Below are 17,201 nucleotides of genomic sequence, written 5' to 3'. Positions count from 1 at the left end.
TCAAAACCGCGGGGGCCGCTTCTCCAGGAACGCCGACACGCCTTCCGCGTAGTCGGCGCTGGAGGCGGCCTCCGCGTACAGCGCCCGCACGAAGTCGTCCTCGTGCCCGCCCTCGGTGATCGAGTTGACGATCTTCTTGGCGCCCCTGACGCTCACCTGCGCCCGCCCGGCGATCTGTTCGGACAGTTCCTTCACGCGCGCGTCCAAGGACTCCACGACCTCGTTCACGAGCCCGATCCGCAGCGCCGTCGAAGCGTCGATCAAATCCGCCGAGAACAGGATCTGCTTCGCCCACGCCGGCCCGACCGCGTCCACGAGCGCCTTGGTGGACGTGAAGTTGTAAACGATGCCGAGTTTCGCGGGCGTGATGCCGAATCGCGCATCCGCAGACGCCACCCGAATGTCGCAAGCCAGGGCGATCTCGCACCCACCGCCGACACAGAAACCGGAAATCGCGGCAATCGTCGGCTTGTCGAACTGGGCGATCGCGCGTTCCCCGTTGTGCACCGCCTCGCCGTAGTGGGCGGCACCCTCAGCACCCCGCCGCAGCGTCGAGAACTCCGCGATGTCGGCACCGGCGGAGAAGTGCTCACCGCCCCGGATGACCAGCACCCTGACGCTCTCATCAGCGGAAACACCGGAGAGAAGGCCTGGCAGGGCCGACCACATCTCGTAGCTCATCGCGTTGCGCTTGGCCGGGCGGTTGATCGTCAACGTGGCGACCGGACCGGCCGCGGACAGCTCCAGGAACTCGCTCACGTGCCGCACGATACCTAGCGCGTTCCAGCGCCACGCCCGGTCTCATATGGGGAGGAACCCGTTCACGCCCTTGTAATGTCCCTTGCCGAAGAGGGGAGGAAGTGTGACCGCGGCCGGTATCGGAGCTTCCACCCTGCGCACGTTCGCGGTGCGGTTGCGCACCAGCGCGCCGGTCTCCGCGCGCATCCTCTCGGAACTCGCGAGCGAACTCGACCGCGGCGGGCCGGTGGCCGACCTGCTCTGCTCGCACAGCGCCGTGCACAGCCCGCTGTTCGGCATCCAGGCACTCGCCGGGGTGCGGTTGCTGATGCTGTCAGGGAAAGCGCCGGAACTGAGTCAGCGGTTCGCCAGTGCGCACGCCGCGGCGATGGCGGGTGAGTCCGACTCGACGGCGCTGCTGGCGTGGCTCGCGGCACGGCGGGCGATCGTCGAGAACGCGGGCGAGATCCTGGCGGCGCTGGACCGCACGGTGCAGCAGCACCAGCCGAAGACGGCGGGGTTCCTGCTCCGCGGCCTGACCATGATCGGCGCACCCAAGGTCCGGCTGCTCGAACTCGGCGCCTGCGCCGGCCTCAACCTGATCCTGGACCACTACCGCTGGTTCGGGCTCGGCTGGGAGTGGGGCGACAAGGACTCGCCGGTCCGCCTGGCCGCCGTCGGGCCGCAGCCGCCCAACCTGGAGATCGTCGAACGGGCCGGGTGCGACCTGCAGCCGCGCGACCCCGGCGACGCCAAGCACGCGATGATCCTGCACTCGTTCATCCCGCCGGAGCACGACGCGCTGCGGTGGGACCTCGACGACGCCATCGAGCTCGCGGCCAAGGTCGGCGTGAAGGTCGAGCGCTCGCCGGCCGGGCGGTGGCTGCGCGAGAACCTCGTGCCGCCGGACGAGCGCGGCACGTACACGGTGATCTGGCACAGCTCGTTCTGGGCGTACCTCACCGAGGACGAACGGAACGAGATCGAGACGACGCTGACCGCGGCGGCCGGCTCGATGCCACTCGCGCGCGTTGCCTACGAGTCGATGGATTTTCGCTCAAACCCACGGCTGACGGTCACCATCTACAGCTAGCGTGCGCCGTCGTGAAACTGATCCGCGCCACCCTGCTGGCCGTCGCTCTCTTCACGACGACCCTGGCCACCCCTGCCCACGCCGCCGTCTCGGACTACGACCTGGCCTTCCACTGGGCGCCGGTGCACCACCAGGACACCGACGACTCGGACTACGACGCCGACTACCTGTCCACAGTGGACTTCGACGGCGACTGGAACGGCCTGAACAACTGGGAGAACCAGACCCAGCTCGCGAAACTCACCGGCGCCGCCTACTACTCGGTGGTCGAGACGTCGACGCACTGGTTCATCGTCTACGGCTTCTTCCACCCGCGTGACTGGGACGACCAGCCCGACCCGTTCAGCACGAGGACCCACGAGAACGACCTCGAGGGCATGCTGCTGACCGTCCGCAAGGACAGCGGGTTCGGCCAGCTCGAAGCCGCGGTCACCGTGGCGCACAGCGACTTCTACTCGTACGTGCCCGCCGGGTCGCCGTTCCAGAACGGCTCGGAGACCATCGACGGCACGCTGCTGCTGGTCAACGGCCGCCCCGCCACCCGGCAGGAGGCCAAGGGCCACGGCCTCTACCGGTGGGACGGCAACAACTTCCCCGGCGGCGACGGCGTCGTCTACCACCCCGCCGCCACCGGTGAGGTGCCGTCCGGCGGCAACGACCGGAACGTCAACTACCGCTTGGTGAACACGCTCGAAACGAACGGCATGTGGGCCCGTCGCAACAACTCCGAGACCTACGCGTCGTTCGGCACCTTCCGCGGTGACAACGGCAAGGACAACGCCGCCAACGCGCCGTGGGGCTGGGACGACCAGAACGACGGAGCGATCTACCGCGGCTACATGGCCACCGACCCGGCGTTGCTGATCGACAGGTACTTCGCCAACAAGGGCAGCTTCAGCCTGACCTACACGCGCAACGCCTTCCGCTGAAACGCCGCCAACGCCTCATCGATCGCCTTGTTGTTCCAGCGCTGAAGATTGACGGCAAGCGACACCTGCCGCTTGCCGTCCGCGCTGTGGAACGACCACGTGCCCGCGCCCCACGCCGAACCGTCGTGTCCCCAGAAGTCGCCGTGCCGGTGCAACCCGAGCCCGTACTCGATCGTCGAGCCGTCGAAGGCGACCACCGGGCCGGTGAGTTTCATCTGCGCCAACGACTCCCGCGACACGATCTTGCCGTCGAGCAGGGCGGCGTAGAAGAGGTTGAGGTCCTCCATGGTCGAGATCAGCGACGCCGAGACGCCCACCCAGGACATGTCGTAGACGCTGTAGTCACGCGGCGGATCGAGCAGCCCGAACAGCGCCTCGAACATCCGCGGGTGCGGTCCCTCGATGCGCGTTCCGGTCGGGAACATCGTGTTGCGCAACCCCGCGCGTTCGACGACGTTCCGGGTGATCCACCGCTCGGCCGTCATGCCGGTGACCTTCTCGATCAGCCGGCCGAGCAGCAGATAGCCGGTGTTGGAGTAGGTGCCGGGAGGAACAGCGGGCGCGTCGACGCCCAGTTTGATCAGCTCGCGCGGGTAGAAGTGCCGGAACTGGTTGTCCTCCAGGCTTTGCGCGGATCCCTCCAGCAGCGACGGGAACGCGAGGAACCGGTAGTCGGCCAGGCCGCTGGTCATGTTCAGCAGCATCCGGACCGTGCTCTCGCCGTGCACGGGCACGTCCAGCCCGATCTTGCCGCGCTCGACCAGCAGCATGATCGCAGCGGCGGTGAACGTCTTGGTGACACTGCCGACCCGGTGCCGCATGTCCGGCGTTGCCTCGCCGGCGGCGCCGCGCCACACGTGCCCGTTGTCCCGCACCTCCGCCCACACTCCCGGGACTCCGGCGTGGTGGATCGCCTCCAGCTCGGCCTTCATGCCAGCGCCCGGCGCAGGACGTCGCCGATCTCCGCGAACTGCCGCTGCGACACGTCCGCCGACAGCAGTGCCTGCGAACCGTGGAACGTGCCGGGCCACTGGTGCAGCTCGACCCGCACGTCCGACTGCATGAGCCTGGTCGCGTAAGCGATGTTCTCGTCGCGGTTCGGGCAGAACTCGGCGCTCGCGATGTAGGCGGGCGGCAGGTCGGACAGGTCCTCGGCGCGGGCAGGGGCCGCGTAGGGCGTGGCGGGCCGGCCGCCCAGGTAGTTCGCCCACGCCTGACCCGCCTTGGCGCGGTTGTACCAGGGCGTTTCGGTGAAGTGCCGCGCCGACCAGGTGGTCAGCCGGTCGTCGAGTCCAGGCTGGTGCAGCAGCTGGAACCGGATCGGCGGGCCCTGCTCGTCGCGTGACCTCAGCGCCAGCGCCGCGGCCAGCCCACCGCCCGCGCTGTGCCCGGCGACCGCGAGGAGGTCCGGGTCCGCGGCGTTCTCGTGCGCCCACCGCAACACCGTCCACGCGTCGTCCAGCGCGGCGGGGAACGGGTTCTCCGGCGCCAGTCGGTAGCCCACGGAGATGACGGTCGCCTGTGAACGTGCGGCAACCCGGGACGCCCACGGGTGTTCGGTCTCCACGTCACCGATGCACCAGCCACCGCCGTGCATCCAGATGACGGTGCCGTGCGCGTCGTGCGGCCGGTAGATCCGCACCGGCACCTCTGGGTCGCCGGGCACCAGCAGGTCCTCGACCTCCATGCCGCCCGTCTCGGCGGGGATGCCGGCGGCGAGTTCGGCGAGGACCGCACGTTCCTTCGCCACGTCGGTCAGCTCGGCTTTCGGGAAGAACGGGATGAACGCTTCCAACTCGGGATCCATGCGTTCCATCCTCACGATCTCCCTGCCGTTCTTCAGCCGACGTGCGTCGCGCAATCCGCTCCGGTCGCGCGCCATCCGTCGCTATCGTCGTCCACGTGGAAGCGTTGGCGAGCCGGCTGTCGAACCTGGACTCACACGTCGAGGGCGCGATCAGGGTCGTGATCTTCTACGACACGCTCATGCGCCGCCGCGTCGATCTCGCCGCACTGGCACGGGCCTCGGCGGGGCTGGCCGAGTGCGTCGCCGGGATCCGGTTGCACAGCACTGGCAAGGTGATCCGCATGTCGCCGGGCGGCACCGAGGCCACGGCGACGGACCCGACGTCCTCCCGGAGCCCGATCACGCTCGACGACGAGGAGATCGGCGAGGTCTGGCTGGAACGCGCGGGCGACGTCCTCCCGCTCGACGAGGTGCTGCTGGACCGGCTGGCGATCGCCGCGGCGGCCGTCGTCGAGCGGTACGGCCCTGCCAGGACCACCATGGCCGATCCCGCGCTGGTCGAGCTGGCGATCAGCGCCGACAGCGACGCGGCAGGGCGCGCACGGGCGTTGCGGCTGCTCGGTTTCGCTCCTGACCAGCCGATCCACGTCGCCGCGGTGCGCACTGACAAGCCGCTGGACCGCGTGGCGGCGCTGGTATGCCCGTCACACCTGGTGAAAGCGGCCCCGGTGGGTGGTTCGGGTGTCCTGCTCGCCACGAAACTCGGTGACTTCCCCGCGGGCGTTCGCGCCGGGGTCGGTGCTCACGCGTGCCCGTCCCAGGCGTGGGCAGAGGCCCAGGTCGCCCTGCGCTTCACCACCGCCCGCACACCCGTCGTCCGCTACTCCGCCCTCGGAGCAGTGGCGCTGCTCGCCCAGGTTCCCGTGGACGTGTTGCGCGCGAACGCCGACGTGGCCGCGGTCGCCGCGTTGTCCGCCGACGACCTGGAGACGTTGGACGCCTACTGCGCCACCGGTTCCCTGCGCCGCGCCGCCGATCTGCTGCACCTGCACCACAGCAGCGTCTCCCGCCGGCTGGAACAGATCGGCAAGGTTCTGGAGGTCACCGACCTGGCACGGGTCAAGCTCGCGGTGGCCGCCTTCCGGCTCCTCGACTAAGTCGCCGCAAACGTTTACAGTCTTTCTGCAACACCGCCGCCACCCACGTTCGCCTCACTGTGGAAGAGGACGTCGAATGGACGGCAGGATCAACCGTCGACTGCTGATGAAGTCAACCGTCGTGGCCGCCATCGCCACACCGGTGCTGGCACGAGCCGCGGTCGCTGATCCGCTGCGGCGGACCGCGGTCGTCTCGGCAGCGATCCCCGACCTGCCCTGGCCGGCCGCCAACGAGATCGTGCGCAACACGAAGCTCCCGTCGTTCCCCGACAAGAACTTCGACGCGACCGCGTACGGCGCCAAGGGCGACAACAAGACCGACAACACCGAAGCGTTCAAGAAGGCCATCGCCGCCTGCAACGCGGCCGGTGGTGGCCACGTGATCGTCCCGAAGGGCACCTACGTCACGGGCGCGGTCCACCTGCTGAGCAACGTCGACTTCCACCTGGAGGACGGCGTGCTGCTCAAGTTCTCCGGCGACGCCTCGAAGTTCCCCACGGTGCTCACGCGCTACGAGGGCATCGAGTGCATGAACCGCTCCCCCATGGTCTACGCGTACAAGCAGACCAACATCGCGCTGACCGGCAAGGGCACGCTCGACGCGGGCGCCACCGGTTCGTGGAACAAGGGCAGCGACCGCTCGTACCTGGAGTCGTTGGTGGCCAAGGGAACCCCACCGGAGAAGCGGGTGGTTCCGGGTTCCGGCAAGAACATGCGCTCGACGTTCATCGAGCCCTACTCGTGCGACACCGTGCTGATCCAGGGCGTCACGCTGAAGAACCCGAAGTTCTGGCAGATCCATCCCACGCTGTGCAAGAGCGTCACGGTCGACGACGTGCACACCGACCCCACGACCTCCGCCAACAACACGGACGCGTGCGACCCGGAATCGTGCGACCACGTCGTGATCTCCAACAGCGATCTCGGCGCGCACGACGACAACGTGGCCATCAAGTCCGGCCGCGACGAGGACGGCCGGCGCGTCAACGTGCCGTGCCAGAACCTCGTCGTCGTCAACTGCCGCATGAACGGCAACTGGGGCGCCATCACGTGCGGCTCCGAGCAGACCGGCGGCATCCGCAACGTCTACGGCTACAAGCTCAACTGCGTCAACGCCACCAAGTTCGCGCTGTACGTCAAGTCGAACACCAAGCGCGGCGGCTTCTCGCAGAACATCAACCTGGACAGCGTTTCCGGCACGTTCGCGCGCGCCTTCGTCTACGTCACCACGACGTACAACTCGCAGACGGGCGGCAACGTACCGAAGTTCGGCCCCTTCTACGTGTCGAACTGCAGCAGCACCAAGGCTTCCAAGGTCCTCGACGTGTCCGGCCTGTCGCAGGAGCACGTGAAGGGGCTGGAGCTGCGGGACTCCAAGTTCACCGTCAGCTCCACCACCAACACCGTCAAGAACGTCGACGGCCTGAAGTTCACCAACGTCACGGCGAACGGCAAGCCGATGACGAAGTAGTTCCTGGCTCTGAACAACTAGCCCTGGGCAGCCGGTCGCACGGCGATCTCGTTCACGTCGACGTCGGCCGGCTGCTCGATCGCGAACGCGATGGCGCGGGCGATCGAGTCCGGCGGGATCGCGATTTGGTCCCGAGGCCCTGCTAGTACGTCACGCGGCCCGCGGGTACATCCGCGCCATTCCGGGCGGCGCGGCGAAGGGCGCCCACGTGCCCTCCGCCTGTGCCAGCCGGTCAGCGACCACCCACAAAACGGTGCTGTTGAAGCCATATCCCAGGTGCGAGGACGACACCTGGACGTTCTCCTTGCGCGGCCCCGGTTCCTCGATGCACGACTCCCAGGACACGATCCCGTCCGTTTTGGAGTAGATCGACGTGGCGGGCACCGGGATCGGCGGCCGCGTCGACTCCAGCGGCGGGAACTCGTCCTTCGGGATGTGCAGCCGCGAGAACAGGGCGAACGCCGGCATCGCCCGGGACTGCACGGGATCGCTCATGTTGTACGGCGACCCGAGCGTGATCACCTGGCGCACGCGGTGCGGGTGGTCCCGCGCCATCTCGCGCGCGAAGATCCCGCCCAGCGACCAGCCCACGATGGAGACCGGTCCGCCGTAAGCGTCGGAAACCTTCTTCACCAAGGCGTGCATGCCGTCCACGGCCTTGCGGGTCGGCCCGATGTTGCGGCCAAGGCCCCACGGGTTCACCTGATAGCCCAGGCCGGACAGGAACCGGCGCAGCATCACGGTCGACGAGTCCGCGGCGCCGAGGCCGGGGAACACCAGCACCGGGTGACCGTCACCCGACGGTGCACCGCGCAGCATCGAACGCGTGGCGACGAACTCGCTCACGTCGAGCGCGCAGCGGGTGGGTTCGGTGAGGTACCAGAACAGTCCGGGCGCGCTTCCTCTGACGAGGTGCAGGGGAGGAGCAGCAGCAGCGAAGTCGAAGACCTCGTCCGAAGGTACGGCAGACATAGGAGCCTCCCCACACGTCGACAACCCCGAGCCGGCGTCCCTGGGCGGCGTTGCCCAGTGAGTCCATGATGTTTCGTGAACGATCTTTTCGCCAGTACTTTCGAGTCTCGATTCGCCACGTCCAGGTAACACGTTGGCAACCTCACACCTGTGCAGTGCCTCTCACCTGCATGGACGTCGATTCAGACGCAAAGCTCCTCTACCATTTTTCGAGTGGATCGGATGAGCAGTTTGGACGCCAGCTTCTACTTCATCGAGGACGAGAACGTGCCGATGCACGTGGGCTCCGTCCTGGTTTTCGACGGCCCGGCGCCGTCTTACGGGGACGTGATCCGTCTCTTCGTGTCGCGGCTGGACCAGGTCCCCCGCTACCGGCAGAAGGTGAAGGCACTGCCGTTCCACGTCGGCCGTCCGGTCTGGGTCGACGACGACCACTTCAACATCCTCTACCACGTGCGCCACACCGCGGTGCCGTCGCCGGGCGGGGAGGACCAGCTGCGCAACCTCGCGGGCCGGATCTTCGCGCAGAAGCTCGACGACAAGAAGCCGCTGTGGGAGGCCTGGCTGGTCGAGGGCCTGGAGGGTGGTCGCTGGGCGATCATCTCCAAGGTCCACCACTGCATGATCGACGGAGTGTCCGGTTCGGACATGCTGCAGCTCATCCTGGACTTCAAGAAGGAGAGCGCGCTGCCGGAGCCGAAGGAGTGGAAGCCGGCGCCGCAGCCGTCGACGCTCGATCTGGTGGTCGACGGTGTGCGTGACGCGGTGGTCACGCCCGTGCAGCACCTCTCCGCGTTGCCCGCTCTAGCGCGGAACATGCGGTCCCTCAACGAGATCGTGGACTTCGGCAAGACGGTTCTCGGTTCGCTTCCCGGTACCGCGCGTCGTTTGGTCACGCGTGCCGCGACGTCGCTCAACGGTCCTATCGGGCCGCACCGCCGTTGGGTGTGGGCGCGCGCGAACCTGGCTGAGATCAAACAGGTTCGCAAGGCCGCCGGTGGCACGGTCAACGACGTCATCCTCACGGCCATCACGCGTGGTTTCCGGGACCTGCTGGAGAAGCGCGGCGAGCTGACCGAGGGCATGGTCGTGCGGACCATGGTGCCCGTGTCGATGCGCAAGTCCGACCAGCACAACGAGCTGAACAACCGCGTCAGCGCCGTGCTGGTGAACCTGCCGGTCGGCGAGGCGGACCCGGTCAAGCGCCTCGCGTCGATCCGCGCGCAGATGGACGACCTGAAGAGCTCCCGCCAGGCCGCCGGTGCGGACGTCATCACGAACCTGTCGAACTTCGCCGCGCCGACGCTGATGGCGCTGGGCTCGCGGACCGCGATGCGGTTCCCGCAGCAGATCCTGCAGACCGTCACCACGAACGTGCCCGGCCCGCGCATCCCGCTCTACATGCTCGGCCGCCCGCTGGTGGAGATGTTCCCGTACGTGCCGATCGCCTCCACGATCCGGATCACCGTCGGCATCTTCTCCTATCTGGACAGGTTCACCTTCGGCATCAACGCCGACTTCGACGGCGTGCCGGACGTCCAGCTGCTCGCCGACGGCATCCGCGCCGGCTTCGACGAGATGGTCGCCCTGGCCGCCGAGGCCGAGGAGAAGGCGGCCGCGAAGGCCTCAGAGAAGGTCGCGGTGAAGCCTGCCGCCAAGCCCGCTGCCGCGAAGCCCGCCGCAGCCAAGCCCGCAGCCGCCAAGCCCGCCCCCAAGCCGCGTGCCGTCCGCGCGACGTCCAAGGCGGCGACGAACGGCGTGAAGCCGGAGACCACAGCCTGAGACACGAACTGACGGTTCAAGCAGGCGCGCACGACCTGCAGCTGACCGTAGTAGGACTCGACGCACGGCTGGGCGCCGTCGGTTTGGCGCTCGGTCAGGTCGACGACGTCCGCATCGAGCTGGAGGACGTGCGATGGTCGCGCTGGCGTGCTCGCCGCGCGACCGTCGTGTGCCGGGACGTCCACGTGAACCCGCCCGCGGTGCTGGTGTCGTCCCCCGTGGAGTTCCGCGTCGAGGTGAACTTTTCGGACATTCCGGAGTTACAACCGGTCAGTTGGTTCCCGCTGACCGTCCAGTTGGTCGGCACAGAGCTGCACGTGCGGCTGCACAAGTGGCTGCCGGCCCGCGTGTTCGCCGTGCCCGAACTACCGCGCGGCATCCAGCTGACCGGCGTCGAGCAGCTCGACGACCACTTCGTGCTGACCGGAGCCGCCCCCGTCCTGCGGGAGCGGCTCACGCTCGGTCAGCTCGCGGAGGTGCTCAAGCGGTTGGCGTCCATCCAGTCCAAGACCCTCCGGGACACGACCTCGGGGATCTCCATCTGGGGCACGTGACCGATGCCCGCGTACTCGTCGTAGCGCCAGTGCGGGTGCCTGCGGGCCACGTACCGGGCCGCGGCGACGTTGACCAGCCGGTCCCGGTCGCCGCTCATCAGGAACACCGGCACTCGCACCTTGGCCATCGCCGCGAAGTAGGCGCCGCGCTTGGACGTCGTGAACACGGTGCTGCGCGCGGCCGCCAGGAACGCCGCGTCCAGCCCCCGCACCTTCGCGCGCTCGCCGATCAGGTGCTCCGAGGCCTGCTTGAGCTCCTCTGGGATGCCCGACGGGTCCGCACAGACCAGTTCCAGCAGGCGGTCGACCTGCGCACGGGCCGATGCGGTCTTCGCCCTGGCCAGGAACCGCTCCCCCAGACCGGGCACCGAGTACATGAAGAACGTGCCGATCATCGTCGGGTCCGGCCGCGTCCCGAACACCATCGGCAGCGCGGGATCGACCAGCACCAGACCCCTGACCAGGCCGGGGTTGTAGGCGGTGTGGAACAGGGAGATCATCCCGCCCATCGAGTTGCCGACCAGGATCACCGGTTCGCCGACGACTTCTTCGACGAACCGGCCGAGCAGCGCCGCGTTGGCCTGGACCGTGGTCTGGCGGCCCTCCGGGTTGGTCAGACCGTGCCCGGCGAGGTCGACGGCCACCACGCGCGCCTTCCGCGCGAGCAACGGCGCCAGCAGCGCCCAGTTCAGGTGCGAGCCGCCGAGCCCGTGCACCAGGACCATCCGGGGACCGTCTTCCGGTCCGCCGAAGTCGACCCAGTGCACGGGCCCGTCGAGGTCCGCGTAGTGGCTGGTGCCGCCGAAGTTCGCCACAGTCGTCATACCAACCAGTATGTCGGTTGACGCTACCGGCTGGTAGCCCCCGTTAGCGCCACGGTGTCGCGGGCTTGCACCTGTCCGCCGAGACGCCCTGCTCGCCATGGACGACATCCTTGGTGTCCGGGGCGTAGTAGCAGGTGCCGGCCAGCTCGGCGTTGGTTCCGAGCAGGTTGCCGGCCGCGTCGTAGGCCCGCACCTCCATGGGGACGTTCTGCGCGCCGGGGCCCCAGTTCGACGGGTAGGCGATGCGAGCGACATAGGTGCCGTTGACGATCTTGGCCTCCACCGTCCTGCCCTCCTCCGCCCGGTAGGTGATCCGGGCGACGGACGAGTCGACGCGACCCGCGACGACGCGGTAGCCGGGGGCGCCCGCCAGCTCCGGGATGGACGAGGTGACATCGCCGCCAAGAGCACTGCTGACCACGTCCACGGAGAAGTGTCCCGGCAGCCAGTTGATGAAGACCTCGCTGGGACGGAACGTGTAGTACTCCACTCCACCGCGGCCGAGATCGCACGACACGACGGCCCGGTCGGTGTAGACCAACGCCCACGGACCTGCGTCTTCGCGACCGAACTGGTACATCGTCGGCTTGCCGGACATGTTCTCGGCCGTGGCACAGCCCTGCTCGATCGCCTCGATCCGCTCCGGCGTGAGGCCGAAGGTGTCGCGCACCGCCGGTGCGGACGTCGGGGACGTGGTGATGTGGACGGCCGGCACGTGCTCCGTCGGACCTGGCCTGAGCAGCACCACGCCCGCCGCCACGACGGCCACCGCGGCAGCGGCGGCGAGGATCGGCACCGTGAGCTGGGACAACCGGCGGCGGCCACTGACCGCTCGTTCGAGCTCGGCGCGGATCTGCGTGTGACGGCCGGGAGGCAGGTCGCGAGTGGGTGGAAGCATGCTGGTCATCGGTCCTCCCCGGTGTGCACGAGCTCGCGGTGCTGCTGGAGCTTCGACTTGGCCCTGCTGACCCGCGCCCGCACACTGCCCTCGGTGATGCCGAGCACCGCCGCGGCATCCGCGTACGACACCCCGGACCACACGCACAGCGCGAGCGCCTCACGCTCGTTGCGCGGCAGCTTCGCCACGACCTTGAGCAGCTCCTTCATCTGCCGCTGGTCGTCAAGCCGCTCCACCACCTGGTCAGCGTGATCGGGCACCGGCCGCTCCTCGCCGACCCGCCGCACGTTCTTGAGCCGCCGCATCAGTGACCGCTGGTCGTTGCGCACCACGTTCGCCGCCACCGTGAGCAGCCACGGCAACGCCGACTCGCGTTCCAGCCGCACCTCCGCACGCTTGCGCCAGGCCAGCAGGAACGTGGCCTGCAGGTGGTCCTCGGCCTCGGCCCAGGACGCGGTCAACCTGAAGCAGTGGTTGTAGACCGCCTTCGCGTGCCGGTCGAACAGCACCCCGAAGGCACGCGCACTGCCCCCAGCGGCCTGCGACCACAACGCGCGGTCGTCAGGGTCTTCGGTTGTCATACCTGTTCGTGTCCGCCCGCCGCGTGTGTGTTGGCACCAGTTTTACGCGGCGCGCGGCTCAGATCTCCAGGTAGTCGAGGTTCGGGCCGCCGTTCGCGGTCGTCGCGGTGGCCCTGACGGTGTTCTCGCCGGCTTCGAGGTTCAGCGTCACGGTCACCGACTGCCAGGTCGTCCACGCGCCGGTGCCCGCGAACGACTGCTCGTCCACGGCGAGCTGGCCGTTGACCGTGATGTCGAGCGGCCGGTTCACCGCCGTGCCGTTGGCGAACCGCAGCGTCACCTGCTTCGGCCCGGCAGTCTCGGATCGCACCTTGAACTCGACCGCGGATCCCGCGACGTTGTCGTAGTTGACGAACCCGCTGCCGGAGAACCCGGCGTGGTTCGACTCCACGACTCCTTGCGACACAACGCCGTTCTCGGCCTCGAACCGCGTCTCCGGGGTGGGCTCGCCGCCGCCGGCGCCGGGGTGGGCGGAGCCGAGCCACGCCTCGTCGATCCGCAGCTGCGCCTTGCCCTGCGTGGACGTCTTCTCCACCCGGATGTGGCGCGCCGTGGTGTTCGCCGGCAGGTCGATGAACTGCACACCGCGGTGGTTCGCCAGCGATCCGGACTTCACGTTCGTCCAATTGGAACCGTCGTTGGACGTGTAGACGTTGTAGTTCTTGATGCGCGCCGAATTTGAGGACGGATACGTCGTCGAGTCCTCGCGCTGGTTCAGCGCGACGTACGAGACCTTCTTCGCCGAGCCCAGGTCGAAGCGCAACGACACGGTGCCCGCACCCGTTGCGTCCCAATAGGTTTGGTAATTGCCATCGGCCGCGTGCGAGGCCGGGTGGCCGGAACCCGAGGCCGACGCGCTCATCGTGTACGTCGACGGCGGGATGACTCCTTCGCGCCCGGCGGTCTCGACCTTGAACACGGTGTCGTACTGGTCCCAGCTGGAGATACCGCTGAGCGTGATCGTGCCGCCTGCCTGGGACCAGCTCACCGCGGCACCCGTGCGCAGGTTCGTGACACGGCTGACCTTGTATCCGTTGTCCCGCACCTTCAACGTGCTGCCGGACGGCTTGGTGATCACGTGGACGTAGTGCTGGTTCGGGTTGGCCTTGGACACGGTCGTGACGCCGTGCGCGCCGTCGTTCCAGAAACCCGGCTTGAGCCCGCCGTTGAGGTAGCCGCCGCCGTACGTGCCGCCGATCGACTCCCAGATGTCGCCGAGGTAGGTGTTCGTGAAGTTGTTGAAGGAAGCCTGGTTCCCCGGAAACTTGCCGTTGACCATCGCGGTCTCGGCCATCAGCGCCTTGACGTCGCTGCCGGCGTTGGTGATCAGCCGCCCCAGCGTCAGCTTGTAGTCGACCGCGGAGTTGCTGCCGGAGTACCACCACGCGCCGCTGCTCGGCAGCTTGAAGCACGCCTCGATCAACCGCGGCGCCGCCGTGTAGACCGCCTGCGGGTAGTCGTAGTTCGGGGTCATGCCGGTCTTCTGCTCGTTGCTGATCGTGTCCATGATCGCCGTGTCCTCGTTGTTGTTGCTGAGGACCATGTCCGGACGATCACGCCGGATCCGCTCGTACAGGCCGTTCTGCTCCCAGTAGGCGTTGTCGTTGTCGATCCAGAACCCTGCGAGCTTCGGGTACCGCTGCATGACCTCGACGAAGTTGTCGTAGCTGAACTGCCCGAAACCGGGCCGTTCCTGCAGGTTGACCGTCTTGCCCTTGTACTTCGAGTACCCGGCCGAGTCGAGCCACTCGTGCCCGCCCTCGTTGTGCCACTGCGGGTCGTCGGTCATGTAGTTGATGACCTTCAACCCCTCGGCTGATGCCGCATCGATCAGCTCACCGAGGAAGTCCCGCTTCGTCGCACAACTACCGGGAATCGCCGAGGGCCACGCCCGCGCATACCCGAGCCTGCTGTGGAAGGACGCCAGCACCAGGTACTGCGCGTGCAACTTCTTCGCCTCGTCCACCCAGTACTTCGCGGTCCAACCGCCGTTCGTGACGGCGGCCTCCCAAGCGCTGCAACTGGTGTAGCCCGGACTCGTCCGCATTCCCCAGTGCAGGAACAACCCCGAGGTGGACGCCCGCAGCCAGTCCTGCCGCGGATGCAGCACCTCGGCACGCGCCGGAGAGCTCACGCCGACAACGAGCAGAGCGGCGGTCATCAACACGCCGAGACGACGCAACGTTTTGCGCACGAGCCAGCCTCCTGGTGGACGCTCCCCGCGGCGGTAGGAAGACGTGCTCGGTGTTACCGCGCACTGGTCTACGCCACCTGGCTGCGCGAGTTCAAGAGGTCCTCGGAGGTATGACACGTTTACATGCCGAACCGAATCGATAAAGGCTCCAAACGAGCCGATGTCTAACGCTCATCCCGCTTGAAGAGCCGACCGATCCCGGTCACGAGGCACTACGGCCTGCCGCGCCCCGCCAGCCGGTTCGCAGCGGCGCTATCCGTGTGACGGATGCCCGTACAACCCCGCACCGGCGATCTCCAGCGTCGTCAGGAACGTGGTCGAGGCCAGGTAGGAGGCCTCGACCAGTTCCGCGGTGTGCGAGAAGTCCAGCGGCGTCACGGCCTGCACCGGCGGCCCCGGCAGGTACAGCACGGGCGCGTGCTGCGAGGCGAGCTCGACCTCCAGCACGGCCTGGTTGCGCATGCCCAGGGTCGCCCAGAACAGCAGGGTCTCGGCGAGCGTCTCCGGCACCGTCGGCAGGTGACCAGGGAACGCGCAGTCCAGCACCACCAACGACTTCGCGCCCATAGCGAGCGCCTGCCGGATCGGCACGTTCGCCAGCACACCGCCGTCGTAGAGGACCCGCTCACCGATGCGGACCGGCGGGTACACACCGGGAATCGCCGCGCTGGCCATGATCGCCGGGACCAGCTCGCCCTCGGTGATGTTGACCGCCTCACCGGTCACGCAGTCCACCGACACCGCGCCGAACGGCAGCGTCAGCTCCTCGAACAACGTGCTCCCGTCGAGACCGTCGGCCAGCACGGAGGCCAGGCCGGTGTTCGGGAACAGGTAGGTCTTGTTGGTGCGCAACGACCTCAGCTGCGCGATGGGGCCACCGGGGAACACCCGCTGGCGCGTCATGCCCTCCCACATCACCGCGAGCCGTTCCGCGGCCTTCTCCGGGTCCAGCGCCAGCAGCGAGCCGTTGACCGAGCCCACGGACGTGCCGACGACCAGGTCGGGCTTGATGCCGTGTTCGTGCAGCGCGCGCAGCATGCCGACCTGCGAGGCGCCGAGGCTTCCGCCGCCGCCCAGCACGAAGGCGACGGGTCCGGGGAGTTCGATCGTCACGTCGGATGATCCTAAGGCGAGACGTGGAAGAGCACCGGAATCGCCGTTTCCTGGTGCGTGCGCGATCCGTGGAAGCCGCGCATGCCGGTCCACATGGGCTCCGCCTGACTGCGCACGACCACCGCGGACTTCTTCATCGCCACCACGACGTCTCCGATGCGGTCCACGGCCAGCGGGCTGATCGGGCCGAACCACCCGGCGTCCACCGCGTCGTCCCGCGCCAGCACGTCCGCGCGGTCGCCGAGGTACTCGCGCCACACGTCCAGGACCTCGTCGCTCGCGGTGTGCAGGTACCGCACCCGAGGTTCTCCCGCGATCACCCGGACTCCCTGCCACAGCAGGGGTTCGGTGTCGAAGTCGATCCGCTCGCCCGCGGTGATCATGCCGTGGTCCGCCGTGACGGCGAGCAGCGAGTCCGGCGGCATGCGCGCGGCGATCCTGGACGCCAGCGCGTCGATGAACTCCAGCTGCAGCAGCCACTCCTCGGAACCCGGCCCGTAGAGGTGCCCGATGGTGTCGAGGTCGGCGTGGTAGGCGTAGCAGAACGAACGGTCCTCCGCGATGGCCGCCAGAGCACCGAGGGCGAGGTCGCCGAACCCCGCCGCGCCGCGGAACCACGAGCCGCGCAGCACGGCCCTGGTGAGACCGCTGCCCCGGTGGAACAGCGGGGCGACCGCGCTGACCGCGACACCGGCCGCCGCCGCGCGTTCGAACAGGGTCGGGTGCGGCTGCACGACCTCGGGCACGAGCGTCTTGCGCAGGTCGTGGTGCCGGTCGTCGGCCCGCGACCAGGTCAGCGAGTTGAGCACCTCGTCCCCGACCGCGAACGTGTAGCCGACGATGCCGTGCTCACCCGAGAGCAGCCCGGTCCCGATCGAGGCGAGGCTGGTCGCGGTCGACGACGGGAAACCGACGGAGATCTCCCGGCCGGGCAGCGACGACAGGAACGGAGCGTGCTCGGCGTGCGCGCGCAGCAGTTCGTGGCCCAGTCCGTCGACGAGGAGCAGCACGACACGCCGGGCGACCGGCAGGTTCAGCGTGTTGTCGGCACCCGGCACTTCCAGGCCCGACAGCAAAGACGGAACGACCTCGGCGATGGTCACGAGGACACCGTGCCACGTCGAATCGGACAGCGGGCAGAATGGCGC

16 protein-coding genes are annotated in these 17,201 nt (G+C 68.3%); 6 read left to right on the top strand and 10 right to left on the bottom strand.

The window, feature by feature from the left end:
- Nucleotides 1–759 carry an enoyl-CoA hydratase/isomerase family protein gene (locus tag SK803_RS23580; RefSeq protein ID WP_319968235.1) on the bottom strand — a complete coding sequence of 253 codons (759 nt, stop codon included), beginning with the start codon at nucleotides 757–759 and terminating at the stop codon, nucleotides 1–3.
- A 103-nt stretch (nucleotides 760–862) separates the two neighbouring features.
- Between SK803_RS23580 and SK803_RS23575 the strand changes: the two genes are divergently transcribed.
- Both SK803_RS23575 and SK803_RS23570 read left to right on the top strand, forming a co-directional pair.
- On the top strand, nucleotides 863–1,831 hold the full coding sequence (locus SK803_RS23575; RefSeq protein ID WP_319968234.1) for a DUF2332 family protein: 969 nt from the start codon (nucleotides 863–865) through the stop codon (nucleotides 1,829–1,831).
- Between the two features lie 11 nt (nucleotides 1,832–1,842).
- Nucleotides 1,843–2,760, top strand: a complete 918-nt coding sequence (locus SK803_RS23570; RefSeq protein WP_319968233.1) for a hypothetical protein — start codon at nucleotides 1,843–1,845, stop codon at nucleotides 2,758–2,760.
- Here SK803_RS23570 and SK803_RS23565 read toward each other — a convergent pair.
- Both SK803_RS23565 and SK803_RS23560 read right to left on the bottom strand, forming a co-directional pair.
- Nucleotides 2,736–3,692 carry a serine hydrolase domain-containing protein gene (locus SK803_RS23565; RefSeq protein ID WP_319968232.1) on the bottom strand — a complete coding sequence of 319 codons (957 nt, stop codon included), beginning with the start codon at nucleotides 3,690–3,692 and terminating at the stop codon, nucleotides 2,736–2,738. The genes SK803_RS23570 and SK803_RS23565 overlap by 25 nt on opposite strands.
- A complete protein-coding gene (locus SK803_RS23560; protein WP_319968231.1) occupies nucleotides 3,689–4,567 on the bottom strand; it encodes an alpha/beta hydrolase in 879 nt (292 codons plus the stop codon). The genes SK803_RS23565 and SK803_RS23560 overlap by 4 nt, the downstream gene beginning before the upstream one ends.
- 95 nt (nucleotides 4,568–4,662) lie before the next feature.
- On the opposite strand from SK803_RS23560, the gene SK803_RS23555 reads away from it, so the two are divergent.
- Together SK803_RS23555 and SK803_RS23550 are read left to right on the top strand one after the other, a co-directional pair.
- Complete coding sequence (locus tag SK803_RS23555) at nucleotides 4,663–5,664, top strand: helix-turn-helix domain-containing protein (protein WP_319968230.1); 1,002 nt, start codon at nucleotides 4,663–4,665, stop codon at nucleotides 5,662–5,664.
- A 76-nt stretch (nucleotides 5,665–5,740) separates the two neighbouring features.
- Complete coding sequence (locus tag SK803_RS23550) at nucleotides 5,741–7,135, top strand: glycoside hydrolase family 28 protein (protein WP_319968229.1); 1,395 nt, start codon at nucleotides 5,741–5,743, stop codon at nucleotides 7,133–7,135.
- Nucleotides 7,136–7,285: 150 nt separating this feature from the next.
- Here SK803_RS23550 and SK803_RS23540 read toward each other — a convergent pair whose 3' ends face one another.
- Nucleotides 7,286–8,107: an esterase/lipase family protein gene (locus SK803_RS23540; protein WP_319968228.1), complete on the bottom strand. Its 822-nt coding sequence runs from the start codon at nucleotides 8,105–8,107 to the stop codon at nucleotides 7,286–7,288.
- 222 nt (nucleotides 8,108–8,329) lie between these two features.
- Here SK803_RS23540 and SK803_RS23535 point away from each other — a divergent pair, with 222 nt between their 5' ends.
- Both SK803_RS23535 and SK803_RS23530 read left to right on the top strand, forming a co-directional pair.
- A complete protein-coding gene (locus SK803_RS23535; protein WP_319968227.1) occupies nucleotides 8,330–9,889 on the top strand; it encodes a WS/DGAT/MGAT family O-acyltransferase in 1,560 nt (519 codons plus the stop codon).
- Nucleotides 9,890–9,972: 83 nt separating this feature from the next.
- Nucleotides 9,973–10,443 (top strand): hypothetical protein, encoded by a 471-nt coding sequence (locus tag SK803_RS23530; protein ID WP_319968226.1) that lies wholly within the window; start codon nucleotides 9,973–9,975, stop codon nucleotides 10,441–10,443.
- Here the strand turns inward: SK803_RS23530 and SK803_RS23525 are convergent.
- From SK803_RS23525 to SK803_RS23500, 6 genes are all read right to left on the bottom strand, one after another.
- Nucleotides 10,353–11,267 carry an alpha/beta fold hydrolase gene (locus tag SK803_RS23525; RefSeq protein ID WP_319968225.1) on the bottom strand — a complete coding sequence of 305 codons (915 nt, stop codon included), beginning with the start codon at nucleotides 11,265–11,267 and terminating at the stop codon, nucleotides 10,353–10,355. The two genes, SK803_RS23530 and SK803_RS23525, sit on opposite strands and share 91 nt — an antisense overlap.
- A gap of 43 nt (nucleotides 11,268–11,310) precedes the next feature.
- Complete coding sequence (locus SK803_RS23520; RefSeq protein ID WP_319968224.1) at nucleotides 11,311–12,174, bottom strand: hypothetical protein; 864 nt, start codon at nucleotides 12,172–12,174, stop codon at nucleotides 11,311–11,313.
- Nucleotides 12,171–12,746: an RNA polymerase sigma factor gene (locus SK803_RS23515; protein WP_319968223.1), complete on the bottom strand. Its 576-nt coding sequence runs from the start codon at nucleotides 12,744–12,746 to the stop codon at nucleotides 12,171–12,173. Before SK803_RS23515 ends, SK803_RS23520 begins: the two co-directional genes overlap by 4 nt.
- 58 nt (nucleotides 12,747–12,804) lie before the next feature.
- A complete protein-coding gene (locus SK803_RS23510; RefSeq protein WP_319968222.1) occupies nucleotides 12,805–14,940 on the bottom strand; it encodes a discoidin domain-containing protein in 2,136 nt (711 codons plus the stop codon).
- Between the two features lie 252 nt (nucleotides 14,941–15,192).
- Entirely contained in the window at nucleotides 15,193–16,053 is an 861-nt protein-coding gene (locus SK803_RS23505; protein ID WP_319968221.1) for a patatin-like phospholipase family protein, read from the bottom strand.
- An 11-nt stretch (nucleotides 16,054–16,064) separates the two neighbouring features.
- The gene (locus tag SK803_RS23500) at nucleotides 16,065–17,156 is read right to left on the bottom strand and encodes an alkaline phosphatase family protein (RefSeq protein ID WP_319968220.1); all 1,092 of its coding nucleotides are present in this window, start codon (nucleotides 17,154–17,156) and stop codon (nucleotides 16,065–16,067) included.
- Nucleotides 17,157–17,201: the final 45 nt, after the last annotated feature.

This window comes from Lentzea miocenica (assembly GCF_033949945.1).
Classification (GTDB): Bacteria; Actinomycetota; Actinomycetes; order Mycobacteriales; family Pseudonocardiaceae; genus Lentzea; species Lentzea miocenica.
This window is presented reverse-complemented; position numbering and strand designations above follow the sequence as displayed.

Coding starts and splice junctions, on each gene's coding strand:
- SK803_RS23565 (WP_319968232.1), bottom strand. CDS start 3,692: ATGAAGGCCGAGCTGGAGGCGATCCACCACGCCGGAGTCCCGGGAGTG.
- SK803_RS23560 (WP_319968231.1), bottom strand. CDS start 4,567: ATGGATCCCGAGTTGGAAGCGTTCATCCCGTTCTTCCCGAAAGCCGAG.
- SK803_RS23550 (WP_319968229.1), top strand. CDS start 5,741: ATGGACGGCAGGATCAACCGTCGACTGCTGATGAAGTCAACCGTCGTG.
- SK803_RS23540 (WP_319968228.1), bottom strand. CDS start 8,107: ATGTCTGCCGTACCTTCGGACGAGGTCTTCGACTTCGCTGCTGCTGCT.
- SK803_RS23535 (WP_319968227.1), top strand. CDS start 8,330: ATGAGCAGTTTGGACGCCAGCTTCTACTTCATCGAGGACGAGAACGTG.
- SK803_RS23525 (WP_319968225.1), bottom strand. CDS start 11,267: ATGACGACTGTGGCGAACTTCGGCGGCACCAGCCACTACGCGGACCTC.
- SK803_RS23520 (WP_319968224.1), bottom strand. CDS start 12,174: ATGACCAGCATGCTTCCACCCACTCGCGACCTGCCTCCCGGCCGTCAC.
- SK803_RS23515 (WP_319968223.1), bottom strand. CDS start 12,746: ATGACAACCGAAGACCCTGACGACCGCGCGTTGTGGTCGCAGGCCGCT.